This window comes from Ruegeria sp. MALMAid1280 (assembly GCF_049195285.1).
In the GTDB taxonomy this organism is placed as follows: Bacteria; Pseudomonadota; Alphaproteobacteria; order Rhodobacterales; family Rhodobacteraceae; genus Ruegeria.
This window is the reverse complement of sequence record NZ_JBMIRT010000049.1, coordinates 354,607-381,524: the sequence shown is the minus strand read 5'-3', so window position 1 is coordinate 381,524 and position 26,918 is coordinate 354,607. Positions and strand designations below refer to the sequence as shown.

Sequence of the window (26,918 nt, the reverse complement as noted above, 5' to 3'; positions counted from 1 at the left end):
CGGATTATTCCGCCGGTTCCGGTTCGTCCAGTTGCGCCACCCGTGCGCCGGATTTGTTCGAGGTCACCACACCCAAGGATTTCAGCTTGCGATGCAGCGCACTGCGCTCCATCCCGACAAAGCTGGCGGTGCGGCTGATATTGCCGCCAAATCGGTTGATCTGGGTCAGCAGGTATTCCCGCTCGAACGCCTCGCGTGCTTCGCGCAGCGGCAGCGTCGCCAAGGCACCCGACAGCACGACGCGGCCTGAATCGTCGGTCTTTTCCTCTTCGGTCGGCAGTTCCTTGGCCTCGATCGGGCCAGAGCCATCGCCCAGGATCAACACCCGCTCGACCAGGTTCTTGAGCTGACGTACGTTGCCCGGCCAGGTCATGGTCTGCAGCAAAGCGACCGCCTCTTCCGAGATTTCACGCAGGGCCAACCCCTGAGATTCGTTGCACATTTCGATGAAGTGTTGCGCCAGAACCGGGATATCCTCGCGCCGTTCTTCCAGCGACGGAACCGCAATCGGCACCACGTTCAGGCGGTGGTACAGCTCTTCGCGGAAACGGTCGGCGACGATTTCATCTTCAAGATCGCGGTTGGTCGACGAGATCACCCGCAGATCAACACGCACCTTGTCAGATCCACCAACGCGTTGGAATTGTTGATCGACCAGCACCCGCAGGATCTTGGATTGCGTGCCCAGCGGCATATCCGCGACCTCATCGAAATAGACCACACCGCCGTGGGCTTCTTCCAGCAGGCCCGATTCAATCCCGCGTTCCGAGGACTCACGCCCAAACAGGACCTCTTCGACCCGTTCCGGTTCAATCCCCGCACAGTTCACCGTCACGAAAGGCGCGTTAGCGCGGTTGGAATGGGCGTGAATGTACCGCGCGGCAATCTCCTTGCCCGACCCGGCCGGACCGCTCAGCATCACACGGCCGTTGGATTTGGTCACCTTGTCCAGCTGGCTCTGCATCGCGCGGAAGGCGGCGGATTTGCCTATCATGTCCGAACTGGTGACCTCTTTGCGTTTCAGCGAGGCATTCTCGCGGCGCAGGCGAGAGGTTTCCATCGCCCGCCGGATCACCACCATCAACTGATCGATGTTGAAGGGCTTTTCGATAAAGTCGTAAGCCCCCTGCTTAATTGCCGCCACCGCAATTTCGATGTTGCCGTGGCCGGAAATGATCACAACCGGCACATCCGGGTTGTCGCGCTTCACCGATTTCAGGATGTCGATCCCGTCCATGCGGCTGTCCTTCAGCCAAATATCCAGAATCAACAATCCCGGCGGTTCGGAATTGATTTCAGCCATGCACTCGTCCGAGTTGCCGGCCAGCCGGGTTGAATAGCCTTCGTCCTCCAGAATGTCGGACACCAGTTCGCGAATATCGCGTTCGTCATCTACGATCAGAATGTCACTCATCTTTGGCCTGCTTTCAGTTTATTGGTTTGAATTGCCTGCTTTTGTGGCGCTGCGGTCGGAGAGAACTTGCCCCCCGGCAAACGGATTACGGCCATCGCACCGAAATGGTCCTGTCCGTCAAAGACGGGCGCATCTTCAAGTGTGAGCGCTCCGCCGTGTTCTTCGATGATCTTCTTGACGATGGGCAGGCCCAAACCTGTGCCCTCGTCCCGTGTGGTCACGTACGGCTCGAACAAGCGCGCCCGATCTTCGGGCAGGCCGATGCCGTTATCCGCAATGGTAATGACCGTCCCCGCATCGTCGCTGATCACGTCCACTTTGATCTGTGGCTTCAGATTGTCTGGCGGGCCTTTTTTCTTGAGGGTCTCAATGGCCTCACCTGCATTCTTGATCAGGTTCGTCAGTGCCTGATTCAGCATCGTCGCGTCCAGATCCGCCAAAATCGGGTGATCCGGCAAAGAGGCGTCGATCTGAACATCCGGCTGCCCGGCCTGTTGCAACAACACCGCTTCTCGCACCAGCCCGACAACGTCTTCTTCGCGCCGATCCGGTTCCGGCATCCGCGCGAATTTCGAGAATTCATCCACAATCCGCCGAAGGTCGTTGGTTTGCCGTACGATCACGTCGGTCATGGATTCGAGGCTGTCGCAATCCTCTTCATTCAGCTTGCGTGAGAATTTGCGCTTGATTCGCTCGGCGCTCAGCTGGATTGGTGTCAGCGGGTTCTTGATCTCATGCGCGATCCGCCGGGCCACATCGCCCCACGCAGCCATCCGTTGCGCGCTGACCAGATCGGTAACGTCGTCAAAGGCGACCACGTATCCTTCCAACCCGCCATCTTCGCCGCGTCGCGTGGCCATGCGTACCAGCAGGTTTTCCAACTGCCCCTTGCGGGTGACCTTGATCTCACCCTGAACTGCCTCCTGCCCGCTGTCCTTGAGGCTTTCGAACAGCGGCAGGAACTCGGGCACTGCGATACCGATCGACAGCTTCTCGTCCACATGCGCCCAGTCCAGCAGCCTTTCGGCCGAGCGGTTTACAAAGGTCACGCAACCATCCGGGTCTACCCCGACCACGCCAGAGGTTACCGAGCTGAGCACCGAATCAAACAAGCGCCGACGACGTTCAATCTGGCGGGTGTTCTCAAGCAGAGTATCACGCTGCCCTTTAAGTTGTCGGGTCATCTGGTTGAAATAACGGCCTAACATGGCGATCTCGTCATCGCTGGCCTCTTCGATCACCTGCACGCTCAGGTCGCCCGCTCCAACGCGCTGCGCCGCAGTGGTCAGCCGTCCGACCGGCCGCGACAGGCGCTCGGCGAACCACATGCCCAGCGACATAGCCGCCAGAATTAGAATCACCGCGAATCCCAGATAGAGCAGGCCAAACTCGAACAGCACCCGCCCCCTGTCGTTTTCAAGCTGTTGGTAGAACTGCACCGTTTCCTTGGTGTCATCCAGCAGCGTCAGCAACTGGCCATCCACCTCGCGGCTGACATAGAGATACCGGTCCAGATAGGCCTGTAACGGAACCAGCGCGCGGAACTCGCTATTTTGCCAGTCGGCGATGATCAACAAGCCAGTATCCGTGGCTTCGACCATCTGCTCGGGCGTGGGCTCTTCGTAGTTGAACAGATAGGACCGATCCCCGCGTGACCGGATTTCTCCGCTGCCATCAATGACATAGGCTTCGCGCAGGCCGCGCTGAATCTGAGCCTGGCCCTGCGCCAGAACCTCGCGCAGTTCCGCATCCGAGATGTAATAATCCCGCGCACGGGCGTTATCCAGAAACCGCGCCAACACAACGGCATCCTGCTTCAGGCCTTCGCGGTGCTCCTGCTCATAGGCCTCGGCCGCAGTCAGGGACGAGCCCACAACCTGCCGCACACGATCCGAGAACCACCCCTCAAGCCCGATATTCACTGTCAGGCCCGCAAAGATCGCAACGGTCACGGTCGGCACCAGCGCCAACAGCGTAAATGCGCCGATCAGGCGAAGGTGCAGACGCGATCCGGCAGATTTCGCCCTGCGCGCGGCGATCAGACTGCCGACCTGCCCCAGAACAAGCGCGGCAACGACAAGCACATAAACCAAGTCTGCAAGAAGGATCAGGCGCAGCGTGGGGGCCGTTGCCCCAAGATCAAACGGACCAATGACAAGATAGGTGGCCAGCGCCAAGGCAGGGCCTAGAAGAACCAGCCCCAAAGTGCCGATATTGCGCAGTTTTCGGGATTTCCGCCACCGATTGATCGCTGGAATCGGCCCGCTCTGTGCCCGGGTTGCCACCGTCTGCCCTCATCCTGATGTGTCGCTTGCGCGACGTACCGCCATATGTCGTGGTCCTTGCCGGGCGCAAACCCGGATGCCACAATTTGTGTGGCGATATTACATCAGTTTGCGTCGACGTGTCACCTGAATATCGAGATCTGTGATTTTTTTCCGCAGCGTATTTCGGTTGATCCCCAGAAGATCGGCACATTTCGCCTGATTTCCGCCGGTTGCGTCCAGCGCCAGCTCAATGAGCGGCGCCTCAACCTCGCGCAGAATGCGTTGATACAGGCCCGGAGGGGGCAACAAATTGCCGTGCAGGTCGAAATACCGCCGCAGATGGCGCGCCACCGAGGCCGACAATTTCTCGCGCTCAGCGTCGCCCAGAATCGGTTCGGCCTCGGGCTGGCTGCCCAACACCATCTCGACCTCGGCCTTGGAGATTTCGTCGACGCGGCTGGTCAGGCTTAGACGGCGAATGGCGTTTTCCAGCTGCCGCACGTTGCCCGGCCAGGAATAGCGCCGCACCAGTTCCACCGCTTCAGGGCTGAGCCAGCGCTTGGCGCCATGCTCGCGTTCCTCCCGCGCCAGAAAATGATCGGCAAGCAGCGTGATATCGTCCACCCGTTCCCGCAGGGCCGGCACATGCACGGTCGCGCCGCACAAACGATAGTAGAGGTCCTGACGCACCCGTCCGCTCTCCATCGCTTCGGTCAGGTCCGACTGGCTGGTGGCCATGAAACGCGGCACGTGATCGCCCGGCGTGTCCATCATGCGGACGATGCGAGCCTGCAACTCGTCGTCAATATCCGCGATCTCATCGATCAGCAGCGTACCGCCACGCACCCGCGCCATCACCCGCGCGGGGCCTTCCAGATCGCGCAGATCCGCCGCCGTCGCCGTCACAAACGGCAATGTGCGACGATCTGAAAAATCGTGAATAGCGCGGGAGATCAGAGACTTACCAGTTCCACTTTCACCAGAAATCATCACCGACAGATCGGTATTCATCACCCGCGCGACCAACCGATACAAAGCCTGCATTACCGGCGTTCGGCCGACCAAAGGCAGTTCCTCAGGGCTATCTTGGGTTGTTTCAACCGCTTCGGTCTGCACACGCTGTTTCTGCTCTAACGCCCGCGCGGTGCGCTTCATCAGGTCGGGCAGATCGAACGGTTTGGGCAGATAATCATAAGCATCCGCCTCAGCCGCCTGAATCGCCGTCATGATCGTGTTCTGGGCCGAGATCACAATGACCGGCAAACCGGGCCGATCCTGCGCGATCTTGGGCAGCATCTCCAACCCGTTGCCATCCGGCATGACCACGTCCGAGATCACCACGTCCCCCTTGCCTTCGCCGACCCAGCGCATCAGCGTGGTCAGAGAGGATGTCGCGTGCACCTTGCACCCCGCGCGCGTCAGGGCCTGAGTCAGAACGGTGCGGATCGTGCGGTCGTCATCTGCGACCAGTACTGTGCCATCCATCGGGTGCTCTCCTTATATTTCTGCTCTTACCGGCTGTTTCAGGTTGCGTCTTTCGGTGCTCGCCTCAGCGAGATGCGGAACACCGTGCGGCCCGGCACCGAGTCGGCGGAAATCCAGCCGTCATGGTCCGAGATGATCTTGCTCACCAGCGCCAGCCCAAGGCCGGTGCCGTTTTCCTTGCCCGAAACGAACGGATCGAAAATATCGCCGCGGATTTTCTCGGGCAGCCCCGGCCCGTCGTCGATGATCTCAATCTGCAGCGGCAGGGAATGACCGGAGCCGTCACTGCGCCGCAGCCGGAAGGAATGTTCGAAATAGGTGCGCAGGCGAATGGTTCCGCCTTTGGGATCGGCGGCTTCCGAGGCATTCTTGAGCAGGTTCAGCACCACCTGCAGAAACTGATCCGGGTCTCCATAGGCCAGCGGTAGCGAGGGGTCGTAATCCTCGATAATTGTCATATGCGCGCCAAACCCCAGCAGCGCCGAGCGGCGCGCGCGGTCCAGAACGTCGTGAATGTTGACCGGCTTGAAATCGGGCTGCGACAGGTTGCCGAACTGCTCGACCTGCTCCAGTAACTTCACGATGCGGCGGCTCTCAGCTACGATAAGGTCAGTCAGTTCAAGGTCTTGTTGAGAGATATTCATGCTCAGCAACTGCGCCGCCCCGGTGATCCCAGCCAACGGGTTCTTGATCTCATGCGCCAGCATCTCGGCCATTCCGATGGCCGATTGCGCGGCGGATTTCACCGTATTGCCCCGCGTCATCCGCCCCGCCAGTTCGCGTGGCGAGATGATCATGATCATCGACCCCAGTTGCCCCACCAAAGGCGCGATCTGCAATGCACATTGCAGCGGTGCACGGTTGCCCGACCCGGCATCCACGTCGTTGACGAACAGCGGCGTACCATGGGCACGCGCGCGCTCAAAAGCTTCTTCCAATGGCGCGTCCACGGCGATCTGATCCCAGACCGGATGCCCGATCACCGATTTGCGCGAGGCGTTCAGAAATCCCTCACCGGCCGAGTTCACATCGGCAATCCGATCTTCGGCGTCGATGATGAAGGCCGGAACCGGCAGCGAGGTCCAGATGTTTTGATCCGAGGTCATGCTGCGGCCTCCGCATCGGTACTCAGTGCATCGCCCAGCAGACGCATCACCTCCTCCGTATCGCGCGAGGTCAGAACGGCGCGGCGCAGGGCGGCGGGGGTTCCGGCCTCATCCATGTACCAGCCCAGATGCTTGCGCGCGACACGCAGACCCAGATCGGTGCCGTAGAATTCAAGCATCGACTGATAATGCGCGCGCACCATGTCGATCAGATCGTCACCCGTGGGAATATCAGGGGCCGCGGAGCCGTATAGGTCGTGACAGATTTGGGCCAACAGCCACGGTTTTCCCTGCGCCCCGCGCCCGACCATAACCCCGTCTGCGCCAGACTGCTCCAACGCCGTGCGCGCGGTGTCGGTATCCACTATGTCACCATTGGCGATGACGGGGATCGAGACCGCCTCTTTCACCGCCCGGATCGCTTTCCAGTCGGCGTGCCCCTTGTAGAACTGACAGCGGGTACGGCCGTGGATCGTGACCATGCGGATACCGGCCTCTTGCGCCCGTCGCGCCACGTCCGGGGCGTTCAACAAGGTGTCGTCCCAGCCCAAACGGGTCTTCAGGGTCACCGGAACATCGACAGCCTCGACCACCGCCTCGATCAGGGTCAACGCGTGATCCGGCGTTTTCAAAAGCGCCGAGCCGGAATAACCATTGGTCACCTTCTTGGCCGGGCAGCCCATGTTGATATCGATCACCCGCGCGCCGCGATCGGCCACCTGCCGCGCAGCCTCGGCCATCCAATGCGCCTCGCGCCCGGCCAGTTGCACGGCGGTGTTTCCCACATCCGCCGACAGCTCGGCCCGCTCGCGCACGCCGGGCTTGGCCTGCACCATCTCCTGGCTGGCGACCATCTCGCTGACGACCATGCCTGCGCCAAAGCGCATCACCAAATCTCGGAACGGCCGATCGGTGATTCCGGCCATCGGAGCCAGCAGCACCGGCGGATTCAGGTCTTTGTCGGCGAGTTGAAGGGTCAACGTGCTTAATCCTTGGGCAGTTGCGGCTTTGATATCGAATTGAGCGCATATGAACAACAAAACGGCGGCCATCAAGCCCGCAAAATCATCACATGCCTAATTTTTGGGCAGATTGACGCGGGTGATTGCCTCTGCATTCACCGCACCCTAAACATTGCCCTCGAAACACCGGAGTGAATGCCCTCATGATAACCGCCGCCATCATCGTCGCCGCAGGACGCGGGTTGCGCGCCGGAGGGGGGATTCCCAAGCAATGGCGCCCACTGGCCGGGCTTCGCGTTGCAGACTGGACCATTGATCGCTTTCGGGGTCAGGTGGATCACATCGTACTGGTCCTGTCCGAAGATGACGGCCCTGCGCGGGCTGAATTCGAAAACACCGACCTGATCCTCACCACGGGCGGCAGCGACCGGGCTGGGTCGGTCCGAAACGGCCTTGCTGCCCTTGCAGAGCTTACGGTCGATCATGTCCTCATACATGACGTCGCCCGGCCCTGTGTCGGGCAGCCAATCATTCAACAGGTTCTTGAGGCCCTGAATGCGCACGCGGCGGCCGCTCCGGGGCTGGCGGTGACCGATGCGCTTTGGACCGGAAACGGAGCCATCGTGACCGGAACGCAGGATCGCTCGGGCCTGTTTGCGGCGCAGACACCGCAGGGCTTTCACTATGATGCCATTGTCGCGGCCCATGCGGCCCATCCCGGAGGGGCTGCCGATGACGTCGAAGTCGCCCGCGCCGCCGGGCTGGACGTGGCCATCGTGCCGGGCGATGCGGACAACATCAAAATCACACGGCCCGAGGATTTTGCCCGGGCGGAACGCATATTGGGAACGGATATGGATGTAAGGCTGGGCAACGGGTACGATGTGCATCGGTTTGGCGACGGGGATCACGTGATCCTGTGTGGCGTGAAGGTACCGCATGGGCGCGGCCTGCAAGGGCATTCTGACGCCGACGTGGGAATGCACGCGGTGACCGACGCAATCTATGGCGCATTGGCACAGGGCGACATCGGTCAGCATTTCCCGCCGTCGGACCCGCAATGGAAGGGTGCTGCAAGCGAGATTTTCCTGCGTCACGCGGTCGATCTGGCCGGAAAGATGGGATACGCCATCTCGAATGTCGACTGCACGCTGGTCTGCGAATACCCCAAGATTGGCCCCCACGCGCCCGCCATGCAAGACGAGATGGCGCGGATCATGGGGCTGAGCGCCGATCAGGTCTCGGTCAAGGCGACCACATCGGAACGGCTGGGGTTTACTGGGCGTAGTGAGGGGATTGCCTCGCTCGCCACAGCCTGTCTGGTGAAGTCATGAATGCCGCGCGCCTGATCGGAACCGTCTGTGGTGTCGGATATCTGCGCCCGGCGCCAGGGACATGGGGATCGCTGGCCGCCCTGCCCTTGGCATGGCTCCTACATACGTTGGGCGGCTTTCCGTTACTGGCAATCGCAACACTTGCCGTGTTCTTTGGCGGCCTATGGGCCACGCGCGTGATGACGGCGGGCCAGGACAATCACGACCCGTCCGAGATTGTCATTGATGAGGTCGCCGGGCAATTCACCGCCTTGTGGGCGATTTCCTATCCGGCCTGGGCGTATGGGATCGATATCACGGCACTCTGGCCCGGCTGGATCGCCGGTTTCCTGCTGTTCCGCCTGTTCGACATTACGAAACCCGGCCCCGTCGGCTGGGCCGATCGGCGCAATGACCCGATGGGTGTGATGCTGGACGACGTGATCGCTGGCATGTTCGCGGGCGTCGGAGTCGTGATCATTGCCGGTATCTCACACGGAGTTCTGGGCCTTTGACCGTCGCCACGCTTCTCGAACAAGCCAAGGCGCAAGGGGTGATGATCGCCACCGCCGAAAGCTGCACCGGCGGCATGGTCGCTGCGGCGCTGACCGACATCCCTGGCAGTTCCGCCGTGGTCGAGCGCGGCTTTGTCACCTACACCAACACCGCCAAACAGCAGATGCTGGGCGTGCGGGCCGAAACGCTGGCGGCATATGGCGCCGTCTCGGAACAGGTCGCCGGTGAAATGGCCGAGGGTGCGTTGAGGAATTCCGACGCCCAACTCGCCGTTTCGGTCACCGGTATCGCGGGGCCTGGCGGGTCCGAGTTCAAGCCCGAGGGGCGCGTCTGCTTTGGACTTGCCGCGGGCGGCAAACCCACCCGCACCGAAACGGTGGAATTCGGCGCGCTTGGCCGTGACAAGGTCCGCCGCGCAGCGCGGGATCATGCGTTGGAGCTGCTCTTGCAGGGGCTTTTGACCATCGCCCGGAAATAGGGCAACCGGCCTTTTGATGCGCATTTGATCGCCAGTCGACAAAAGCGGTGAAAACACTGCGTTTGCCGCTCAGTTCCCGACTTTTCTCCGCTTGAAGGCGCGCTACGCCGCCGCACAATTCAGGCCATGTGATGATCGGGGCGGCGAAGCTGCGGGCTGGCTGGTTCGACCTCAACGGTGGTTCGCAACTTGCGGCTGATGGCGGCGCTGCGATGGCAGTGACCGTAACACATATCCCGGTCGCGACCACCTCGCACAGCCGGGTGGTCTGGTGATCGTGGGTGCCCTTACGTCAATCGTGACGTTTATCCTGATCAAGAGTATTGCGCCTGTAACGCCGCTTCGCGTGGACGCCGAGACCAAGGCAAACCGGCTCGATCTTTCGGTACATGATGAGCGCGCTTATGACATGAGCAGCTGAGCCCACCTTGGCTGCCATGTGCCCGCAAGGGCCAAAGCGGACCTCCTGGCGGGGTCCGCTTTTCTTTTGCGTGCAAGCCTCTCGACTCTGGGTCAATGGTCGGGCTATCAGCCCGCAACGTCAATTTGTCCCGAGGTTGCACCATGATCCCCAGTTCCTTTCCCGACAGCACCGAAATCGCCCGCCTGACCGCGCGGATGCTGCTGGAGATCAAGGCCGTGCACTTCAATTCGCGCGAACCGTTCACGCTAGCCAGCGGCCTGCCCAGCCCGACCTATATCGACTGCCGCAAGCTGATCTCGTACCCGCGCATCCGTTCGACCCTGATGGATTTCCTGACCGTCACCGTGATGCGTGACGCAGGGTTTGAGGCGTTTGACAATATTGCGGGGGGCGAGACTGCGGGCATTCCATTTGCGGCAATGGTCGCCGAGCGTATGGCGCTGCCGATGACCTATGTGCGCAAAAAGCCCAAGGGTTACGGCCGCAACGCCCGCATCGAAGGTGCCATGAGCGAAGGGGAACGTGTGCTGCTGGTCGAGGACCTGACCACCGATGGCGGTTCGAAACTGTCCTTTGTGGATGCGATCCGCGAAACCGGTGCCACCTGCGGGCACACGGCGGTCATCTTCTACTATGGCATCTTCCCCGAGACCGAAAAAACCCTCGGCGATCACGGTGTGCAACTGCATCACCTGTGTACCTGGTGGGACGTTCTGGCCGAAGCCAAGGCGCAGAAAGCCTTTGACCAAGAGACACTTGACGGTGTCGAGGCCTTCCTGAACGACCCGCGCGGCTGGCAGGAAGCCAACAAAGGCTGACGTTACGGCATCTGCCGAACGAATTGGAACGCCATCCGGCAGGACGGTGAAATCCACACAATATGTTGACGAACCGCCCCTTCATGTTTCAACATGATGGGGCCCGGAGATATGCACAGTCTATCCCCAGAAACATACAATTTGCCCCGACTCAGGGGGCTCGGGTATGGACAGTGCCCAACAGGCATAGAGAGCAGCAATGAACGAGATCAGCAGCATCGAGCAGGCAGCGGCGCAGATTCAGAATGCCGAAACCATGCCGCACTCCATTGAGGCCGAGCAGCAGCTTCTGGGTGCGATCCTGACCAATAACGACCTCTATGACCGGGTGGCCTCGATCATCGGGGCCGAGCATTTCTATGACCCGGTTCACTCACGGATCTACGAAGTCGCGGCCACGCGCATCGCCAAGAATGCGCTGGCATCTCCCGTCACTCTGAAGTCGTTCATGGCCGAGGATGAGGGTCTGAAGGAACTGGGCGGCCCGGCCTATCTGGTCAAACTGGCCGGTGCCTCGATCAGTGCGTTTGCGGTGCATGACTATGCCCAGATGATCTATGACCTTGCCATCCGGCGCGAGTTGATCCGGCTGGGGCGGGACATTTCGGACAAGGCGGCGCGGGTCGATGTGTCCAGCGAGCCCAAGGAACAGATCGTCGAGGCTGAACAACAGCTTTATCAGCTTTCCGAGCAGGGCCAGACCGAACAGGGTTTCCAATCCTTCCTCAAGGCGGTCACAGAAGCCGTCAACGTCACCAACGAAGCATACCAGCGCGGTGGCGGCATGGCGGGGATTTCCACCGGTCTGGCCGACTTGGACAAACAGTTGGGCGGTCTGCACCCGTCAGACCTGATCATTCTTGCGGGGCGTCCGTCGATGGGGAAAACCTCGTTGGCGACCAACGTGGCGTTCAACGTGGCCAAGGCCTATAAGCGCGGCACCAAGCCGGACGGCTCCGAAGGTGCGATTGACGGCGGCGTTGTCGGGTTCTTCTCACTTGAGATGAGCGCCGAACAGCTGGCGGGCCGGGTTCTGGCCGAAGCCTCCGAGATTTCGTCGCACAAAATCCGTCAGGGCGACATGACGGAATCCGAGTTCCGCCGCTTCGTCGATGCTGCCAAGGAACTGGAGGCCTGTCCCCTGTTCATTGATGACACCCCGGCCCTGCCGATCTCGCAGCTGGCCGCCCGCGCGCGGCGGCTGAAGCGGACGCACGGGCTGGACCTGTTGGTGATCGACTATCTGCAGCTCTGCCGCGGTATGGCCGACAATCGCGTGAACGAAATCGCCGAAATTTCGATGGGCATGAAAGCCATCGCCAAAGAGCTCAACATCCCGGTGATCGCGCTTTCACAGTTGAGCCGTCAGGTCGAAAGCCGCGACGACAAGCGCCCGCAGCTGTCTGACCTGCGGGAATCGGGCTCGATCGAACAGGATGCCGACGTGGTGATGTTCGTGTTCCGCGAGGAATACTACAAGGAACGCGAAAAGCCCGGCGATCACGAACTGGACAAGATGGAAGAGTGGAAGCAGGCCATGGAGCGCCTGCATGGCAAGGCCGAGGTCATCGTCGGCAAGCAACGCCACGGCCCCATAGGCACGGTCGAGCTGTCCTTCGAGGCGCAGTTCACCCGCTTTGGCAACTTGGTCAAACCCTGGCAGCAGGACGGCCAGATCGAGAACTACTGACCTACCACAATTCGGGCCTGTTGAACGCGCTGACACAGCGCGACGGGCCTTCTATTGGTGTCTGATCGCCACTCAGAGATTGTCCGATCCATCCCTGCGGCATACTCAGCGGCATGGGCGGACGGGCAACCGTTTCGGTGATCGGCTGAAACCCGGTTTTACCGTAATAGACCGGGTCACCGTAGGTCACGACAAAGTCCACACCTTGCAGACGCAACTTCTCCAGCCCGAAACCGATCAGCTTTTGACCGATGCCTGATTTCTGCCGGTCCGTCCGCACCGCCACCGGAGACATCAGGAACACCTGACGCGGGTCCAGGTCGTAGTGAAGCCGGGAAAACAGGATGCACCCGGCCAGCACGTCGCGATCCACAGCCAGCACCCCCAGCAGATCATCCTCGGGGGTCGTGTTCAACAGATCAGCCGCCAACGCACCGACCGCGCGCCCCTCGTCCTCGCCCTCGGACGCGGTAAAGACATCCCGGAACAGCCCCGGCAACTCGGCGGTTCGAGCTTTGAACTCGGCGGTCAGGTTCAACATTTTCAACTCCAATCCAGCAGCATCGACAGTCCCTTTAAACGCCCGTAGTTGATCACAGCGCGAACACAATGACGAGACACAGGTCAGGGCCACAAAGGCCTTTTTTCGCCAAGGCTTTGCGGCACTGGCCGAAAGCTGCGCGGTATCGCAACGATATGCACAAGAATTACCGCATTCCCCCTTGACCTGCCGCGTTCCAATGTCATGAACAGCACCATGAGTACCGCACGTTTGACGATCAATCTTCAGGCGCTGGCCAGCAACTGGCGGGCGCTCAACGCAAAAACGGATGTCGAGACCGGCGCCGTGGTCAAAGCCGACGCCTATGGTCTGGGTTCCGGGCCGGTTTCCGCGACCCTGGCCGAGGAAGGTGTTCGCAAGTTTTTTGTCGCCGTCGCCGAGGAAGGCGTCACCGTGCGCAAGGCCGTTGGCCCCGGTCCGCTGATCGGCGTGTTCTCGGGGCATATGGAAGGTGACACCGATCTACTGCGCGATCATGACCTGACGCCGCTGATCAATTCCCCCGAACAATTCCTGCGTCACCAGCAGGCGTTGCCGGATCATCCCTTTGGCATTCAGCTGGACAGCGGCATGAACCGGCTGGGTCTAGAGCCTGCCGACTGGGCCGAACTGCGCCCCAGGGCCGAACCGCTGAACCCGGCCGTGGTCATGTCGCACCTCGCCTGCTCGGATGAACCCGACAACCCGATGAACCGCCAGCAGCTAAAAACCTTCCGCGAGATGACGGACGGCGTCACCGCGCCCCGGTCACTGGCAGCCACCGGCGGCACGCTGCTGGGCCCCGAATATCATTTCGACTTCTGCCGCCCCGGTGTTGGCCTTTACGGCGGCATGCCCTTTGCCGACGCCAAACCCGTGGTGACGGTCGATCTGCCCGTCGTTCAGGTACGCGCGGTCGAGGTCGGAGAATCCGTCGGCTACGGCAACAGCTGGGTCGCCCGGCGCCCCTCGCGTATCGCGACTGTAGCTGCTGGTTATGCCGACGGTCTGCACCGCGCAATTGGTGGCGGTATCGACACCTTCGCGGGTGGCAAGCCCTGCCCCGTGGTCGGCCGGATCTCGATGGACCTGATCACCGTCGACGTCACCGACCTGCCCGAAGACCCCGAACGCCTGCGCATCTTGAATGGTCACCAGACCGTCGATGACCTGGCCGAGGCGGCGGGTACCATCGGCTACGAAATCCTCACCTCGCTTGGCGCGCGTTATTCACGGGGCTACGTGGAATGAAGCTTCTGTCTCCGCTGGGCGGGCTTGGCCGGGCGGTCCTGGCGCTGTTCGCCACATTCGGCAAAGTTGCGCTGTTTTCGGTGGATGCGATTTCGCACATCTTCCGCCCCCCCTACTACCCGCGTGAGTTCATGGTTGCGCTGATGAATATCGGCTGGCTGTCGCTGCCGGTCGTCGGCATGACCGCCATTTTCACCGGTGGCGCGCTGGCCCTGCAAATCTACGCCGGTGGCGCCCGCTTCAATGCCGAGGCCGTGGTGCCGCAGATCGTCGCCATCGGTATGGTGCGCGAACTGGGCCCGGTTCTGGTCGGCCTGATGATCGCGGCCCGCGTGACCTCATCCATCGCGGCCGAGATCGCCACCATGAAAGTGACCGAGCAGATCGACGCGCTGGTCACCCTGTCGACGCATCCGATGAAATACCTGACCGCCCCGCGCGTTCTGGCCGCACTGATCACCGTACCGTTGCTGGTCGGAATCGGAGACATCATCGGCATCGCGGGCGGCTATGCGGTCGCGACACAGAATCTGGGTTTCAATCCGGCAAACTACTTGTCGAACACGGTCAATTTCCTTGAGGCCCGTGACATCGTCTCATCGCTGGTCAAAGGGGCCGCCTTCGGCCTGATCGCAGCGATCATGGGCTGCTACTACGGCATGGATTCGGGCCGCGGCGCGCAGGGCGTGGGCCGGGCCACCAAATCCTCGGTCGAATCCGCCGCAATCATGATTCTGGCCGCCAACTTCATTCTGACAGGGGTGTTCTTCTCGCTATGATCCGGATGGAGAACGTACATAAGGCTTTCGGCAACAACCATGTGTTGCAGGGCATGAACCTTGAGATCCCCAAGGGCACCTCGATGGTCATCATCGGCGGCTCGGGCACGGGGAAATCCGTGGCGCTGAAATGTATCCTGGGCCTGATCAAGCCCGACAGCGGCATGATCTATGTGGATGGCAAAGACGCCACCAAGGGCGACCGGGACAGGTTCCTGGCCCGCTTTGGTATGCTGTTTCAGGGGGCGGCGCTGTTTGACTCGCTGCCGGTCTGGCAGAACGTTTCCTTCCGCCTGCTGCGCGGCCCGCTGAAACGCCCTCCGGAATACGCCCGCGAGATCGCCATCGAGAAACTGCGCCGCGTGGGTTTGAAATCGGACGTGGCCGACCGCTTTCCGTCGGAACTGTCGGGCGGGATGCAAAAGCGCGTCGGCCTCGCCCGCGCCATCGCCGCCGAGCCCGAGATCATCTTCTTCGATGAGCCCACCACGGGTCTGGACCCGATCATGTCCGGCGTCATCAACGATCTGATCCGCGAGATCGTGACCGAGATGGGCGCCACCGCCATGACCATCACCCACGACATGAGTTCCGTCCGCGCGATTGCCGACAACGTCGCCATGCTGCACGGAGGCGTCATCCAGTGGACCGGTCCGGTCAGCCAGATGGACGCGTCGGGTGATCCCTATGTCGAACAGTTCATCAGTGGCAGTGCCGAGGGGCCGATTGAGGCGGTGCGGTAAAAACGCCAAGGCCTTATCGACTAACGCAGTCAATTTTCTACTGATAATTGCTTTACCAATTGTGTTTCACCTGCTTCAATTTATAGGCGATCGTCGCGCCCTGTAGACACCAAAGAACAAGAACGTTTGGAGGAACAAGAACTTGAAGTTGTTTCTCTTGATAGCAAAAGAATTTGCCGCCTGTTATTCGGTTCCACTTCGGATGCTAGTCTGTTGCTTGCCAGTTTTAGCGTGGAAGCTCCTTTTTCCCCACAGTTATTATGAGTCCGCGTATTCTGCGTACGCCGATTTTCTCATTGTGGTGGTCATTCCATTGACTATTCTTTTTATGTTCTGGGACTTCTTCAATCTAAAACGGACGAATTCGAAGAAAAGAAATTCAAGCAAAGACACTTAGGCTCAATATTTATGTACCCGCGTGAATTGCGAAAATGGCAATGACCCTCCGCCTAGCCACCCTCTCGCTCCTGATCCTCTACCCCATCGCGTGGTTTGCCCCGCTGATGCGCGCGGGGCTGCTGCCGATCTTCGGCCTCAACGAAATCAGCGTCATCACCGGCCTCCAATCCCTGTGGAAATCCGACGTCTTTCTGGCGCTGATCGTCACCGTCTTCGCCCTCTTCGCACCCTATATCAAAACCATCGGCACCGCGCTGATCCAATGGGACCTGCTGGATGCCCGCGTCCAACCCGCGCTGAACATCCTTGGAAAACTGGCCATGGCCGACATCTTCCTGATCGCGCTTTACATCACACTGGCCAAAGGCATCTCTTACGCGACCATCGAGACCGCATGGGGCCTCTACCTGTTCACAGCCTGTATTCTGGCCTCGATCGCACTGGGCCAGATTACCGAAATGACACGCAGTTCACGAAATCCTCAGAGCTAATTGATTGAAAACACTCATCTGAGTATCATCTTAGTATTTCGAGCAGTAAAAATTTGTAGTTTACGGGTCCGCAGCGGATCATTCTGTGTGTTTTAGGTGTCTCCGCTTGGACCTGGTGTTAACCGGTTCTAGAAGGAGTTCGTCGATCATGACAGCCCTCCACAATGTGACATTGCAATTTCAAAATGCCTTTTTGAGACTGACCTTTTTTCTGATATGCGCGGCCGCATTACTATCCGTTTCAGCCACACTTCTGTCCGCTTTGGGTGTATTGCCCTGGCTCTCGATTCAGGCCGGGTTCGGTGACGGCACGGTAACCGACGCCGGGATGTACGTTCAGATCGGCCTGACCGTGCTGATTCTGATGCTGGCGTTCTACTTGCCAGCCAATGCGCGGATGATGGCGCTGGAAAACAACCATCGAAAATTCGCGCTGAACATGCACGATATCTCTTCGGCCTATCAAATGGCCCATGCCGCAGATCGCGAGGGGCTGTTCATGATGTCGTCCGAGTTCGACGCCGTCAAAGAGCGGATGGCCTTTTTGCGCCAGCACCCCGACCTGCAGACGCTTGAGCCCGAGATCCTGGAGCTTGCGGCTCAGATGAGCCAAATCAGCCACGAGCTGGCCGAAACCTATGGCAACGCCAAAATCTCGCGCGCGCGGATGTTCCTGCAACAGCGTCAGGAAGAGATCGAACAGTTCCAGAAGCGGATCGAAGAGGCGCAGGTAATCCAGAACGAACTGCGCCAATGGACTCACGACGTCGAGATGGAGGAATCCATTGCCAAGTCGCAATTGGCCCGCCTGCGCGACGAGTTGTTTGAACTGCTGCCGGAACTATCGGCGCAGTTGCAGACACCGCCCAAGGATAAAACGTCCCAAGCGTCCAGCGTCATCGCAATGTCGCCCCCCCGCGCCGCGGAATAGGCGCGTCAGTGCCTGCCTCGGACGATGGCCCCTTGGGGCCTGAGGACGCGGCACCCCATCGGCGGAGATGAAAGCCCTGCAAGGGCTTGAAGAACCGCCCGTCCTCGGGCACCAAGGCGGCATGGCAAAGACGACTTTTTCCTGCTCGGCCTGCGGCGCGACACATTCGCGCTGGTCCGGGCGCTGCGACGGATGCGGTGAATGGAACACCATTTCGCAGGACGTCCCCCTATCCGCTGGTCCCGCCAAGAAATCCCTGGGCGGGAAACGTGGCCAGTCCATTGCTCTCAGCGACCTATCCACCGAGGAAACCCCGCCACCCCGCACCCTCTGCGGCGTCGAGGAACTGGACCGCGTTCTGGGCGGCGGCCTCGTCCCGGCCTCAGCCCTTCTTGTGGGCGGAGACCCCGGCATTGGCAAATCCACTCTTCTGCTGCAAGCCGCCGCGCGGTTTTCCCGTGCGGGTGTGAAAACCATCTACGTCTCGGGCGAGGAAGCCAGCGCGCAGGTTCGAATGCGCGCCCGCCGTCTGGGGCTCGAGGACGCGCCGGTGCAACTGGCGGCCGAAACCAATCTGCGCAACATTCTGACTACGCTCGAGGCGGAAAAACCCGGCCTTGCCATCATCGACTCGATTCAGACCATGTGGGCAGACAACGTGGACAGCGCGCCGGGCTCGGTGTCACAAGTCCGGGCTGCAGCGCATGAATTGACCACGTTTGCGAAACGACACGGCGTCTCGATCATCATGGTCGGCCACGTCACCAAAGAAGGTCAGATCGCTGGCCCCCGCGTGGTCGAGCACATGGTTGATACCGTGCTCTATTTCGAGGGCGAGCGCGGCCACCAGTTCCGCATCCTGCGCGCCGTGAAAAATCGCTTTGGCCCCGCGGATGAGATTGGCGTGTTTGAAATGACCGGCAAGGGGTTGGCACAGGTCACCAACCCCTCGGCCTTGTTCCTGTCGGAACGCGGCACCCCCAGCCCCGGTTCGGCCGTGTTTGCCGGGATCGAAGGTACCCGCCCCGTTTTGGTTGAATTACAGGCACTTGTGGCCCCGTCACCGCATTCTCAACCCCGCCGCACGGTGGTCGGATGGGACAGCGGACGGCTGGCGATGATCCTCGCCGTGCTTGAAGCCCGCTGCGGCATCCCCTTCGCGGGACTCGATGTCTATCTGAACGTCGCCGGAGGGCTGAAGGTCAGCGAGCCCGCAGCCGACCTTGCGGTAGCTGCCGCATTGCTGAGTGCCCGCGAAGACACAGCCCTGCCCGCAGATACCGTTGTTTTCGGAGAAATCTCGTTATCCGGGGCACTTAGACCCGCCCCGCAGACCGAAAACAGGTTGAAAGAAGCCCAAAAACTTGGTTTCACATCGGCAATTGCTCCGGCAGGTGGCAAAACCGGCACTGTGGCAGGTCTGACACTCACCCGACCCTCTGATTTGGTGGGGTTTGTTGGCGAAACCTTCGGAGCAGGTTAAGGTAAAGCCTTGAGGGGCTGAAAAAAATACAGGCGAGGGCCATGGAAGGTTTTACAATAATCGACGGGGTGGTTGCCCTGATCATCGTCGTGTCGGGCCTGCTGGCCTATTCACGCGGTTTTTTACGTGAGGTTTTGGCCATCGCGGGCTGGGTCGCAGCCGCTGTTCTGGCCTTCATTTTTGCACCCCAGGCCGTACCGCTGGTAAAAGAAATCCCGGTGGTCGGAGATTTCCTGCGCGACAGCTGCGAATTGTCGGTGATCACCGGTTTTGCCGCCGTCTTTGCCATCGCGTTGATCGTCGTCAGCATCTTTACACCGCTGTTTTCGTCGATCGTTCAGCGCTCGGCCATCGGCGGGCTGGATCAGGCGCTTGGGCTTTTCTTCGGCATCGCCCGCGGCATCCTGTTGGTGGCCATTGCTTTCTTTGTCTACGACACCGTGATGACCGGCCAGTCTTATACGATTGTCGATGAAAGCCGCTCGGCCAAAGTGTTCGAACAGTTCAGCGACCGGATCGAAGAGCAGAATCCCGAACAGGCTCTGGGCTGGGTCACCCGGCAATATGAAGAGCTTGTGGCAAGCTGCAACGGCAGCACGGACACTACGGAACAACCGACCGCCCCGGATACAACCGAACCGGCCACCACTGAATAGGAAAAAACGCCCGGCTTTGTCCGGGCGTTTTTTTCTGCGTCTGCGCGGCAGGTTCTGTCAGACAAACCCCTCGCCCGCGCAAACCGTGCATCTGATGTTCTTCAGACCGAAACACCCGTCACAGCGGCTGTAAAGAGGCTTACCAAAGACATCCCGGCTTTTGACAACCTCTCCCGCCCCGCTACAAATCTGACAGGCCGAGCGCCCCTGACCGCGGCAGCGGTGGCACCGGCGCTTAACAGGTTCTTCCTTTTTAGTTCCTTGCTTGTGTTGCCACATGGCGAAGCCCCTATCGAACCCGGTTTTATGAAAAAACTCATGACTTTCGCCATGACAGCACATGCCTGCACCTGTGTCACCTTTTGATGCCGTGTCAGGTAAAATACACCTGCAGGAACCGACAATTGTGATCCTTTGATGACACAGGCCCCGTTAGGCATTATGTGGATGCCGAGCTGACATGGAATCGGAGCCACCGATCTTGCTGATCCTGTTTACTTTCGCGCCCGCCCTCGTGACGATGGCGCGTCTGCACCAGCAGCCGGGATGGCTGCAAGGCGTACAGGTACACCTATGCAGATGTTCAGATCATCATCGCCAGTCAAAACGTCGTAGAAGTTGGAGCCCGTAGATGTGTGGGATTTTGGGGATCGCAAGCAGAACTCATGATGTCTTTGCGGAAATCTATGACGGGCTGCTGATGCTGCAGCACCGGGGTCAGGACGCTTCGGGCATCGTCACCTATAACGATGAGTTCTTCCGCGAGAAGAAAGCCAACGGTCTGGTCAAGGATGTGTTCAACGCACAGGACGCCGAAACCCTGTTGGGCAAGATCGGCATGGGCCATGTGCGCTATCCCACCGCCGGGTCGCTCAGCGCGACCGAAGCGCAGCCCTTTTTCGTGAACGCGCCTTATGGCATCTATCTGGTGCATAACGGCAACATCACCAACACCGCCGAACAGCGCGAGAAGGTCACAGCAAAATACAGCCGCCACCTGCGCACCACTTCGGATTCCGAGATTCTGCTGAACGTGCTGGCCGACAAGGTTGCCGACGCGATCAAGGTGAATGGCAATGCCGAGCCGATCCGCAACCTCTTTGCCGGTGTGAAGATGACGATGGAGCGGGTTCAGGGCGCCTATTCGGTGATTTGTCTGGTTGCCGGTGTTGGTATGCTGGCCTTCCGCGATCCCTATGGCATCCGCCCGTTGTCCGTTGCCAAACGCGATGTAGATGGCGACAGCGGCGACTATGCCTTTGCCTCGGAAGATGTGGCCTTTGGCATCAACGGCTTTGACAAGCTGCGCGACGTAAAACCCGGTGAGGCGATCCTGATCGATCTGGATGGCAAAATGCACACCTTCCAAGCGGTCGAAGGGCAACTGACGCCGTGCATCTTTGAATATGTCTACCTTGCCCGCCCGGATTCGCTGCTGGACGGTGTCTCGGTCTATAAGACCCAGATGCGCATGGGCCAGACACTGGCCCGCCAGATCGAGGCCGCCGGTCTGGATATCGACCGCATCATCCCCGTACCCGACAGCGCCCGCCCGGTCGCGCTTGAGGTCGCCAAGGCGACGGGCATCCCCTATCGTGAGGGGCTGGTCAAGAACCGCTATGTCGGTCGGACCTTCATCATGCCTGGCCAGGAAGAGCGTCAGAAATCCGTGCGCCGCAAGCTGAACGCCGTTCCGCTTGAGTTCAAGGGCCACAACGTGCTGCTGATCGACGACTCGATCGTGCGCGGCAATACGATCAAAAAGATCGTCCAGATGTGCCGTGAGGCCGGAGCCAAGAAGGTGTTCATCGCCAGCGCCTCTCCGCCGGTGAAATTCCCCAATGTCTATGGCATCGACATGCCCACCAAGCATGAGCTGATCGCCAACGGCAAAGAGGTCGAAGAGATCCGACAGGAGCTGGGCGCCGATGCTTTGTTCTATCAGAACCTCGACGACCTGATCTGGTCCGCCAAGGAAGGCAACCCCGAGATCGAGGCCTTCGACTGTTCCTGCTTTGACGGCAACTACATCACCGGCAGTGTCAGCGACGACTATCTGGACAGCCTCGAAAACAGTAGCCGCGTCAGCAAAAAGCGCGAGGACATGCAGGTGCCCGGCGGTTCGTGGAACAGCGCGAAACTGGCTTCGGGATAAGTCCAGACTCGAATCAATACAGTTTTTGGCCCGCACAGCTTTGGTGATGCGGGTCTTTTTCTGTCTGGCTCTCAGGCACATGAGTGGGTTTTCGCGCACAACCCTCCGATGAAGAATTTGCAATCGCAAAGGCTTCGCCCGAGTCGTCCACCCTGACGATCTCGTGACCCTGAGGTGGGGTTTAACTCTGTGGTCCGGTTTGCTAGGCCGCCAGCTGCCAACCACTCACAATAAGGGGCTGGGCCACAACGGCCGGGTCGGAATTCATGTCGAACGCAACCGTCAAAAGCGTGGCCACACAAAAGGGTGCGCTGAACAAAAGTTCCGTGTCCGTGCTGGGGGTCTTCGGGCCAAAGTCGGATATGCGCGCGCTGGTGCGCATGTCGTCTGGCCGAGTGAAAGAGGTCAAGCCCGGCAGCCGGGTATCCTCAGGCACCGTGGTCGCCATTGATGACGAGGGTGTGATGCTGCGACAAAGCGGCCAGACCAAACGGATCGCCATACCCGGCAGTTAAACTGGCTTGACGCCCTGCGCGCAGGGGTTCAAACCGCTGTTATGACCGATCAGACCAAAATTGCCCTCGTAACCGGGGCCTCTCGTGGGCTGGGCGCCGCCCTGGCCGAGGCGCTGGCACCCGAATTTCATATCGTCGCCGTTGCCCGCACCACCGGCGGGCTGGAAGAGCTGGATGACCGCATCCGCGCCAAAGGCGGCGCAGCGACGCTTGCCCCTATGGACATCGCCGATCCGAACGCCATGGCCACCCTGTGCCGTGGCATCCATGACCGCTGGGGCAAGGTCGATTTGTGGCTGCATACGGCAGTCCATACCTCGGCGCTGACGCCGACGCATTTTGTCGACCCCAAGGAATGGACCAAAGCCGTCAACACCAATGCCACGGCCACGTCGGTCCTGATCCCCTACATTGCCCCCCTGCTGGGCGAGGCCGGACATGCCGTGTTCTTCGATGACCCGAAAGCGGGCGAGAAATTCTATGGCATCTATGGTGCGACCAAGGCGGCGCAGATGGCGCTGGCACGCAGCTGGGCGCTTGAGACCGAACGCACCGGTCCGCGCGTGACAATTGTCGAGCCTGCCCCGATGCCAACGGCTGTACGCGCACGTTTCCACCCAGGCGAGGATCGGGATGTGCTGACCAGCACGGCGGATGAAGCCGCGCGCATTTTGGCACTGCTGTAAGGAAAGGCCCTTTAGGCCATGCCTCCGGCGGGAGTATTTGGGAAAAGATGAAGCGGGCGGGTTTACGCGATATGCACGCCGTTGCGCCCGGCCAGATCGACGAAGAACTGCCACGCCACGCGGCCCGAACGTGCGCCGCGTGTGGCCTGCCATTCGATGGCTTCGGCGCGCAGGGTCTCGGGGGTAATTGAGACACCGTAGGCCGCGCAATAGCGGTCGATCATGGCCAGATATTCATCCTGATCACAGGGGTGGAAACCCAGCCACAAGCCGAAACGGTCGGACAGCGAGACCTTTTCTTCGACCGCCTCGGACGGGTTGATGGCGCTGGAGCGTTCGTTCTCGATCATGTCCCGCGGCATCAGGTGGCGGCGGTTCGACGTGGCGTAGAAGACGACGTTTTCCGGGCGACCTTCGATGCCACCGTCCAGCACCGCCTTGAGCGATTTGTAGTGCTGGTCATCGTGGCTGAAGGACAGGTCATCGCAGAACAGGATGAACCTGTGCGGCGCGGCGCGCAGGTGGTTCAGCAGGCGCGCGACCGAGCCCATGTCCTCGCGCTGCAGTTCGACCAGTTTCAGGTCCGGGAAATCCGCCTGCAACGTGCCATGCACCGCTTTGACGAGGCTGGATTTGCCCATCCCTCGCGCGCCCCAAAGCAAGGCATTATTGGCCTTGAAACCGGCCGCGAACCGCCGTGTGTTGTCCAGCAACGTATCGCGGGATCGGTTGATGCCGACCAGCAGGTCCAGATCGACCCGGTTGACCTGCGTGACCGGCTCCAGCCGGTCCGGCTCCACATGCCAGACAAAGGCCGGGGCGGCGGTGAAATCGGGGGCGGCCAAAGGGGCTGGCGCCATGCGGTCCAGCGCGTCAGCGATGCGGTTCAGGGCTTGGTCGTCCATAATGGCCTCCGGTCGTGTCTTGCAGGGTTCAAACCATGTTCCGCCCACCGCAACAAGAGCCGCAAATGAAAAAGGCGCGCCGTGCCGGGCGCGCCTGATCCTTAGAGTCCGACCAGATTACCTGCCGTCTTCTTCCGCCACGATCTCTTCGTCTGCCTCTTCTTCGTCGTCATAGTAGCCGTCTGCGCGCAGTTGTTCTTCGCGCTTTTTCTCGACCCGGGCGACGAGGAAGATCGACACCTCATAGAGCCCATACACCACCACGAACAGGATAATCTGAGTGATCACGTCTGGTGGTGTCACCAGCGCGGCCAGCACCAGAATGGCGACCACGGCGTATTTACGTACCGAGCCCAGCCCTTCGGCGGTGACCAGCCCCGCCTTGCCCATCAGGGTCAGCAGAACCGGCAGTTGGAAGCACAGGCCAAAGGCCACGATGAACTTGATCGTCAGGTTCAGATATTCCTGCGCCGAGCCCTGGAACACCACGCTCAGCGGAGCTGCGGTTGCGCCCTCGGTCACGGCTTCGCCTTCGGCCCCGAACTGCTGGAAGCCCAGGAAGAAGTCATAGGCCAGTGGTGTGACCACGTAGAAGGCAAAGCTCGCCCCCAGCAGGAACATGAAGGGCGAGGCCAGCATGAACGGCAGGAACGCGTTTTTTTCCGACTTGTACAAGCCCGGCGCCACAAACCGCCACATCTGCATTCCGATGTAAGGAAAGGCCAGAATGAAGCCACCCAGCAACGATACCTTGATGGCGACAAAGAACCCCTCCTGCGGCGAGATGAAGATCAGCCCGCAATCCTGCCCGCGTTCAGCCAAAACACTGCACAAAGGGTTAGTCAGGAAATTGAAAAGCGGCGTGGCCACCGTAAAGCAAATGATCATCCCGACCAGAAACGCCACGACGCAGTGGATCAATCGCGTGCGCAGTTCCGCCAGGTGCTCGATCAATGGGGCCGAGCTGTCCTCGATCTCGTCGGTTTTGGTCATGTCTTGCTTTCGGTTTTCAGCGCGGCTTCGGCCTCTTCAGCCTTGGCCAGCGCGTCAGCAGCTTCCTTGGCCTTGCGTTCAGCAGCGGCCCGCGCGGTCGAGGCCTGGATCTTCTTGGCCTGCTCGGCCCGTTCAGCGGCCAGCTTGCCGGTCTCGCTTTCAGGGTCGAACTTGGTCGGGTCGATGCTTTTCGCCAGGTCCTGCGCGGCTTCTTTCACGCCGTCCATTGCGGTGCCGACAGGGTTGGCGGCCGCGTTGAGACCCTTCTTGATCTCGTTCACGCCCGCCTGATCGGCAGCCTCGTTCATGGCGCTGGAAAACTCGCGCGCCATGCCACGGGCCTTGCCGACAAAGCGGCCGACATTGCGGAACAGCACCGGCAGGTCCTTTGGCCCCACAACGATCAGGGCAACAACGCCGATGACCAGAAGCTCGGTCCAGCCCAGATCAAACATCTGGACTTAGGCCTTGTCTTTGTCGGTCTCGGGGGTGACGTCCTTGGCCACTTCGGCTGCGTCCTGCTCCAACTCGTCCGCGCCTTCCTTGACGCCCTTCTTGAACGAGGTGATGCCCTTGCCCACTTCGCCCATTAGCGAGCTGATTTTGCCGCGGCCAAACAGCACCAGCACCACAACAGCGATCAGCAGAAGACCGGGAAGGCCGATATTGTTAAGCATGTCTCTTCTCCTTGTACGTCGGCGCCACGCGCCGGGAATGTCGTCTGGGACCGTGTCTACGCCTGCAAGGCCGTCTGAAAAAGTGAGGCAGATCAAATCCACGTCAAATTGTGAACGGATCGTACGTTTTTTACGGGCTGGCCTTTCACAACTGACAGGTTTATGTCAGTTGCAGATGGCTAGGAAGAGGGCATCGAAACCTGATCAACGGAGATTCACATGACCCATGTTGCAGAAATCGTCACCTTCACCCTTGCCAATGGTACCTCGCCGGAAGAATTCGTGAAACTCAGCCAGGCCTCCGAGTCGTTTGTCCGCTCGGCGCCGGGCTTTGCCCACCGACAGCTGAGCCAGGGTGAGGATGGCCGCTGGACCGACTATGTCGTCTGGACCGATATGAAGGCCGCAAAAGACGCCGCTGCACAGTTCCCCCAACAGGACTTCTGCGCAGGCTTGATGGCCGCCATCAACCCTGAAAGCATCAAGATGCGCCATGAGAACGTTCTATGGAACATGACCGCCTAGGCGCGGTCCGGACGGCGTGACATGCGCCGCACGGATCGCCTGTTCGATATCATCCAGATCCTGCGCGACGGCAAGCTACACCGCGCGCAGGACATCGCGGATCGGCTCGAGGTCTCGGTCCGCACGATCTACCGCGACATGGATACACTGGTCGCCTCGGGGATTCCGGTCGAGGGCGAACGCGGCGTCGGCTACATGGTCCGCGAGCAGATCACCCTTCCCCCGCTGAACCTGACCCCGGCGGAACTTGAAGCTCTGAACCTAGGAATGGCCATTGTGGCCGAGGCCGCCGACCCGGACCTGAAAGCAGCGGCTGAGTCACTGGCGGACAAGATCGATGCGGTGCTGCCCACTCAGGTCGTGGCCGAGGCCGACACCTGGAAATTCGCCGTCTACCCCTTTGCTGATGCCGCACGTGGTCTGGCGCATATGGCCCCGATCCGCGCCGCCATCAAATCCCGCCAAAAGCTGCGCCTGTCCTACCGCCGCATCGACGGCGTTGCGACAAACCGCACTATACGTCCCTTACACATGGAATACTGGGGCCGCGTCTGGACCCTCACTGCTTGGTGCGAATTGCGCGAAGGCTTTCGCGTCTTCCGCATCGACCTGATCGAAGCAGTCCAGCCATTGCCCGAAATTTTCGCGGACGAACCCGGCAAACGCCTGGACGACTTCGACCCGCACGCCTGACCGACTTCATCTTTTCCCAAAT

General features: G+C 60.3%; 27 protein-coding genes and 1 pseudogene. 18 read left to right on the top strand and 10 right to left on the bottom strand.

Going from position 1 to position 26,918, the window contains the following annotated elements; translation table 11 throughout:
- Window positions 1-4: 4 nt before the first annotated feature.
- The 5 genes from ACOQFT_RS13710 to dusB all read right to left on the bottom strand — a co-directional run bounded on the left by ACOQFT_RS13710 (window position 5) and on the right by dusB (window position 7,252).
- Window positions 5-1,414 carry a sigma-54-dependent transcriptional regulator gene (locus tag ACOQFT_RS13710; RefSeq protein ID WP_421598454.1) on the bottom strand — a complete coding sequence of 470 codons (1,410 nt, stop codon included), beginning with the start codon at window positions 1,412-1,414 and terminating at the stop codon, window positions 5-7.
- Complete coding sequence (locus tag ACOQFT_RS13705) at window positions 1,411-3,699, bottom strand: ATP-binding protein (RefSeq protein ID WP_421598453.1); 2,289 nt, start codon at window positions 3,697-3,699, stop codon at window positions 1,411-1,413. The genes ACOQFT_RS13710 and ACOQFT_RS13705 overlap by 4 nt, the downstream gene beginning before the upstream one ends.
- A 99-nt stretch (window positions 3,700-3,798) precedes the next feature.
- Window positions 3,799-5,166 (bottom strand): response regulator, encoded by a 1,368-nt coding sequence (locus ACOQFT_RS13700; protein ID WP_421598452.1) that lies wholly within the window; start codon window positions 5,164-5,166, stop codon window positions 3,799-3,801.
- 38 nt (window positions 5,167-5,204) lie between these two features.
- Entirely contained in the window at window positions 5,205-6,272 is a 1,068-nt protein-coding gene (locus ACOQFT_RS13695; protein WP_421598451.1) for a two-component system sensor histidine kinase NtrB, read from the bottom strand.
- Window positions 6,269-7,252 carry a tRNA dihydrouridine synthase DusB gene (gene dusB, locus ACOQFT_RS13690; protein ID WP_421598450.1) on the bottom strand — a complete coding sequence of 328 codons (984 nt, stop codon included), beginning with the start codon at window positions 7,250-7,252 and terminating at the stop codon, window positions 6,269-6,271. The genes ACOQFT_RS13695 and dusB overlap by 4 nt, the downstream gene beginning before the upstream one ends.
- A 185-nt stretch (window positions 7,253-7,437) precedes the next feature.
- On the opposite strand from dusB, the gene ACOQFT_RS13685 reads away from it, so the two are divergent.
- The 6 genes and pseudogenes from ACOQFT_RS13685 (at window position 7,438) to ACOQFT_RS13660 (ending at window position 12,473) form a co-directional block, all read left to right on the top strand.
- Window positions 7,438-8,568: a bifunctional 2-C-methyl-D-erythritol 4-phosphate cytidylyltransferase/2-C-methyl-D-erythritol 2,4-cyclodiphosphate synthase gene (locus ACOQFT_RS13685; protein ID WP_421598449.1), complete on the top strand. Its 1,131-nt coding sequence runs from the start codon at window positions 7,438-7,440 to the stop codon at window positions 8,566-8,568.
- Window positions 8,565-9,062, top strand: coding sequence for a phosphatidylglycerophosphatase A (locus ACOQFT_RS13680; protein ID WP_421598448.1), 498 nt, complete (start codon window positions 8,565-8,567; stop codon window positions 9,060-9,062). The genes ACOQFT_RS13685 and ACOQFT_RS13680 overlap by 4 nt, the downstream gene beginning before the upstream one ends.
- A complete protein-coding gene (locus ACOQFT_RS13675) occupies window positions 9,059-9,541 on the top strand; it encodes a CinA family protein (protein ID WP_421598447.1) in 483 nt (160 codons plus the stop codon). Before ACOQFT_RS13680 ends, ACOQFT_RS13675 begins: the two co-directional genes overlap by 4 nt.
- A 98-nt stretch (window positions 9,542-9,639) precedes the next feature.
- Window positions 9,640-9,962 (top strand): annotated as a pseudogene (locus ACOQFT_RS13670) (hypothetical protein); the annotation flags it as partial.
- Between the two features lie 143 nt (window positions 9,963-10,105).
- Window positions 10,106-10,783, top strand: a complete 678-nt coding sequence (locus ACOQFT_RS13665) for an orotate phosphoribosyltransferase (RefSeq protein ID WP_170399384.1) — start codon at window positions 10,106-10,108, stop codon at window positions 10,781-10,783.
- 199 nt (window positions 10,784-10,982) lie between these two features.
- On the top strand, window positions 10,983-12,473 hold the full coding sequence (locus ACOQFT_RS13660) for a replicative DNA helicase (protein WP_170443671.1): 1,491 nt from the start codon (window positions 10,983-10,985) through the stop codon (window positions 12,471-12,473).
- Window position 12,474: 1 nt separating this feature from the next.
- Here the strand turns inward: ACOQFT_RS13660 and ACOQFT_RS13655 are convergent, their stop codons facing one another.
- Window positions 12,475-13,014: a GNAT family N-acetyltransferase gene (locus ACOQFT_RS13655; RefSeq protein ID WP_421598446.1), complete on the bottom strand. Its 540-nt coding sequence runs from the start codon at window positions 13,012-13,014 to the stop codon at window positions 12,475-12,477.
- A gap of 216 nt (window positions 13,015-13,230) precedes the next feature.
- Between ACOQFT_RS13655 and alr the strand changes: the two genes are divergently transcribed.
- The 10 genes from alr (at window position 13,231) to ACOQFT_RS13605 (ending at window position 23,103) form a co-directional block, all read left to right on the top strand.
- Window positions 13,231-14,265 (top strand): alanine racemase, encoded by a 1,035-nt coding sequence (alr, locus tag ACOQFT_RS13650; RefSeq protein WP_421598445.1) that lies wholly within the window; start codon window positions 13,231-13,233, stop codon window positions 14,263-14,265.
- Window positions 14,262-15,044 carry an MlaE family ABC transporter permease gene (locus ACOQFT_RS13645; protein WP_421598444.1) on the top strand — a complete coding sequence of 261 codons (783 nt, stop codon included), beginning with the start codon at window positions 14,262-14,264 and terminating at the stop codon, window positions 15,042-15,044. Before alr ends, ACOQFT_RS13645 begins: the two co-directional genes overlap by 4 nt.
- Window positions 15,041-15,787: an ABC transporter ATP-binding protein gene (locus ACOQFT_RS13640; protein WP_421598443.1), complete on the top strand. Its 747-nt coding sequence runs from the start codon at window positions 15,041-15,043 to the stop codon at window positions 15,785-15,787. Before ACOQFT_RS13645 ends, ACOQFT_RS13640 begins: the two co-directional genes overlap by 4 nt.
- 437 nt (window positions 15,788-16,224) lie before the next feature.
- Window positions 16,225-16,677: a paraquat-inducible protein A gene (locus ACOQFT_RS13635; RefSeq protein WP_421598442.1), complete on the top strand. Its 453-nt coding sequence runs from the start codon at window positions 16,225-16,227 to the stop codon at window positions 16,675-16,677.
- A 148-nt stretch (window positions 16,678-16,825) separates the two neighbouring features.
- Window positions 16,826-17,608, top strand: a complete 783-nt coding sequence (locus ACOQFT_RS13630) for a DNA repair protein (protein WP_421598441.1) — start codon at window positions 16,826-16,828, stop codon at window positions 17,606-17,608.
- 121 nt (window positions 17,609-17,729) lie between these two features.
- Window positions 17,730-19,091, top strand: coding sequence for a DNA repair protein RadA (gene radA, locus ACOQFT_RS13625; RefSeq protein ID WP_421598440.1), 1,362 nt, complete (start codon window positions 17,730-17,732; stop codon window positions 19,089-19,091).
- A gap of 41 nt (window positions 19,092-19,132) precedes the next feature.
- Window positions 19,133-19,747: a CvpA family protein gene (locus tag ACOQFT_RS13620; protein WP_421598439.1), complete on the top strand. Its 615-nt coding sequence runs from the start codon at window positions 19,133-19,135 to the stop codon at window positions 19,745-19,747.
- A gap of 631 nt (window positions 19,748-20,378) precedes the next feature.
- The gene (gene purF / locus ACOQFT_RS13615) at window positions 20,379-21,902 is read left to right on the top strand and encodes an amidophosphoribosyltransferase (protein ID WP_421598438.1); all 1,524 of its coding nucleotides are present in this window, start codon (window positions 20,379-20,381) and stop codon (window positions 21,900-21,902) included.
- 266 nt (window positions 21,903-22,168) lie between these two features.
- Window positions 22,169-22,417 (top strand): hypothetical protein, encoded by a 249-nt coding sequence (locus ACOQFT_RS13610; RefSeq protein WP_170443651.1) that lies wholly within the window; start codon window positions 22,169-22,171, stop codon window positions 22,415-22,417.
- Between the two features lie 41 nt (window positions 22,418-22,458).
- On the top strand, window positions 22,459-23,103 hold the full coding sequence (locus tag ACOQFT_RS13605; RefSeq protein WP_421598437.1) for an SDR family NAD(P)-dependent oxidoreductase: 645 nt from the start codon (window positions 22,459-22,461) through the stop codon (window positions 23,101-23,103).
- A gap of 62 nt (window positions 23,104-23,165) precedes the next feature.
- On the opposite strand, the gene ACOQFT_RS13600 is transcribed toward ACOQFT_RS13605, so the two are convergent.
- The 4 genes from ACOQFT_RS13600 to ACOQFT_RS13585 all read right to left on the bottom strand — a co-directional run bounded on the left by ACOQFT_RS13600 (window position 23,166) and on the right by ACOQFT_RS13585 (window position 25,678).
- Window positions 23,166-24,008 carry an ATP-binding protein gene (locus tag ACOQFT_RS13600; protein WP_421598436.1) on the bottom strand — a complete coding sequence of 281 codons (843 nt, stop codon included), beginning with the start codon at window positions 24,006-24,008 and terminating at the stop codon, window positions 23,166-23,168.
- A 117-nt stretch (window positions 24,009-24,125) separates the two neighbouring features.
- Entirely contained in the window at window positions 24,126-25,001 is an 876-nt protein-coding gene (gene tatC, locus ACOQFT_RS13595) for a twin-arginine translocase subunit TatC (protein ID WP_421598435.1), read from the bottom strand.
- Window positions 24,998-25,456 carry a Sec-independent protein translocase protein TatB gene (tatB, locus tag ACOQFT_RS13590; RefSeq protein ID WP_421598434.1) on the bottom strand — a complete coding sequence of 153 codons (459 nt, stop codon included), beginning with the start codon at window positions 25,454-25,456 and terminating at the stop codon, window positions 24,998-25,000. Before tatB ends, tatC begins: the two co-directional genes overlap by 4 nt.
- Before the next feature lie 6 nt (window positions 25,457-25,462).
- Window positions 25,463-25,678 carry a twin-arginine translocase TatA/TatE family subunit gene (locus tag ACOQFT_RS13585; protein WP_170348913.1) on the bottom strand — a complete coding sequence of 72 codons (216 nt, stop codon included), beginning with the start codon at window positions 25,676-25,678 and terminating at the stop codon, window positions 25,463-25,465.
- Between the two features lie 219 nt (window positions 25,679-25,897).
- Here ACOQFT_RS13585 and ACOQFT_RS13580 point away from each other — a divergent pair, with 219 nt between their 5' ends.
- Window positions 25,898-26,203, top strand: coding sequence for a hypothetical protein (locus ACOQFT_RS13580; RefSeq protein WP_421598433.1), 306 nt, complete (start codon window positions 25,898-25,900; stop codon window positions 26,201-26,203).
- A 21-nt stretch (window positions 26,204-26,224) separates the two neighbouring features.
- Window positions 26,225-26,896: a helix-turn-helix transcriptional regulator gene (locus tag ACOQFT_RS13575; protein WP_421598432.1), complete on the top strand. Its 672-nt coding sequence runs from the start codon at window positions 26,225-26,227 to the stop codon at window positions 26,894-26,896.
- Window positions 26,897-26,918 lie beyond the last annotated feature (22 nt).

What these genes read in the sequence shown, in the direction of transcription:
- ACOQFT_RS13585 (WP_170348913.1), bottom strand. Translation starts at nt 25,678, where the DNA reads ATGCTTAACAATATCGGCCTTCCCGGTCTTCTGCTGATCGCTGTTGTG.
- purF (WP_421598438.1), top strand. Translation starts at nt 20,379, where the DNA reads ATGTGTGGGATTTTGGGGATCGCAAGCAGAACTCATGATGTCTTTGCG.
- ACOQFT_RS13630 (WP_421598441.1), top strand. Translation starts at nt 16,826, where the DNA reads ATGACAGCCCTCCACAATGTGACATTGCAATTTCAAAATGCCTTTTTG.
- ACOQFT_RS13700 (WP_421598452.1), bottom strand. Translation starts at nt 5,166, where the DNA reads ATGGATGGCACAGTACTGGTCGCAGATGACGACCGCACGATCCGCACC.
- alr (WP_421598445.1), top strand. Translation starts at nt 13,231, where the DNA reads ATGAGTACCGCACGTTTGACGATCAATCTTCAGGCGCTGGCCAGCAAC.
- ACOQFT_RS13610 (WP_170443651.1), top strand. Translation starts at nt 22,169, where the DNA reads ATGTCGAACGCAACCGTCAAAAGCGTGGCCACACAAAAGGGTGCGCTG.
- tatC (WP_421598435.1), bottom strand. Translation starts at nt 25,001, where the DNA reads ATGACCAAAACCGACGAGATCGAGGACAGCTCGGCCCCATTGATCGAG.
- ACOQFT_RS13645 (WP_421598444.1), top strand. Translation starts at nt 14,262, where the DNA reads ATGAAGCTTCTGTCTCCGCTGGGCGGGCTTGGCCGGGCGGTCCTGGCG.
- tatB (WP_421598434.1), bottom strand. Translation starts at nt 25,456, where the DNA reads ATGTTTGATCTGGGCTGGACCGAGCTTCTGGTCATCGGCGTTGTTGCC.
- ACOQFT_RS13605 (WP_421598437.1), top strand. Translation starts at nt 22,459, where the DNA reads ATGACCGATCAGACCAAAATTGCCCTCGTAACCGGGGCCTCTCGTGGG.
- ACOQFT_RS13635 (WP_421598442.1), top strand. Translation starts at nt 16,225, where the DNA reads ATGACCCTCCGCCTAGCCACCCTCTCGCTCCTGATCCTCTACCCCATC.
- ACOQFT_RS13665 (WP_170399384.1), top strand. Translation starts at nt 10,106, where the DNA reads ATGATCCCCAGTTCCTTTCCCGACAGCACCGAAATCGCCCGCCTGACC.
- ACOQFT_RS13600 (WP_421598436.1), bottom strand. Translation starts at nt 24,008, where the DNA reads ATGGACGACCAAGCCCTGAACCGCATCGCTGACGCGCTGGACCGCATG.
- ACOQFT_RS13660 (WP_170443671.1), top strand. Translation starts at nt 10,983, where the DNA reads ATGAACGAGATCAGCAGCATCGAGCAGGCAGCGGCGCAGATTCAGAAT.
- ACOQFT_RS13575 (WP_421598432.1), top strand. Translation starts at nt 26,225, where the DNA reads ATGCGCCGCACGGATCGCCTGTTCGATATCATCCAGATCCTGCGCGAC.
- ACOQFT_RS13685 (WP_421598449.1), top strand. Translation starts at nt 7,438, where the DNA reads ATGATAACCGCCGCCATCATCGTCGCCGCAGGACGCGGGTTGCGCGCC.
- radA (WP_421598440.1), top strand. Translation starts at nt 17,730, where the DNA reads ATGGCAAAGACGACTTTTTCCTGCTCGGCCTGCGGCGCGACACATTCG.
- ACOQFT_RS13680 (WP_421598448.1), top strand. Translation starts at nt 8,565, where the DNA reads ATGAATGCCGCGCGCCTGATCGGAACCGTCTGTGGTGTCGGATATCTG.
- ACOQFT_RS13620 (WP_421598439.1), top strand. Translation starts at nt 19,133, where the DNA reads ATGGAAGGTTTTACAATAATCGACGGGGTGGTTGCCCTGATCATCGTC.
- ACOQFT_RS13655 (WP_421598446.1), bottom strand. Translation starts at nt 13,014, where the DNA reads ATGTTGAACCTGACCGCCGAGTTCAAAGCTCGAACCGCCGAGTTGCCG.
- ACOQFT_RS13695 (WP_421598451.1), bottom strand. Translation starts at nt 6,272, where the DNA reads ATGACCTCGGATCAAAACATCTGGACCTCGCTGCCGGTTCCGGCCTTC.
- ACOQFT_RS13640 (WP_421598443.1), top strand. Translation starts at nt 15,041, where the DNA reads ATGATCCGGATGGAGAACGTACATAAGGCTTTCGGCAACAACCATGTG.
- ACOQFT_RS13710 (WP_421598454.1), bottom strand. Translation starts at nt 1,414, where the DNA reads ATGAGTGACATTCTGATCGTAGATGACGAACGCGATATTCGCGAACTG.
- ACOQFT_RS13580 (WP_421598433.1), top strand. Translation starts at nt 25,898, where the DNA reads ATGACCCATGTTGCAGAAATCGTCACCTTCACCCTTGCCAATGGTACC.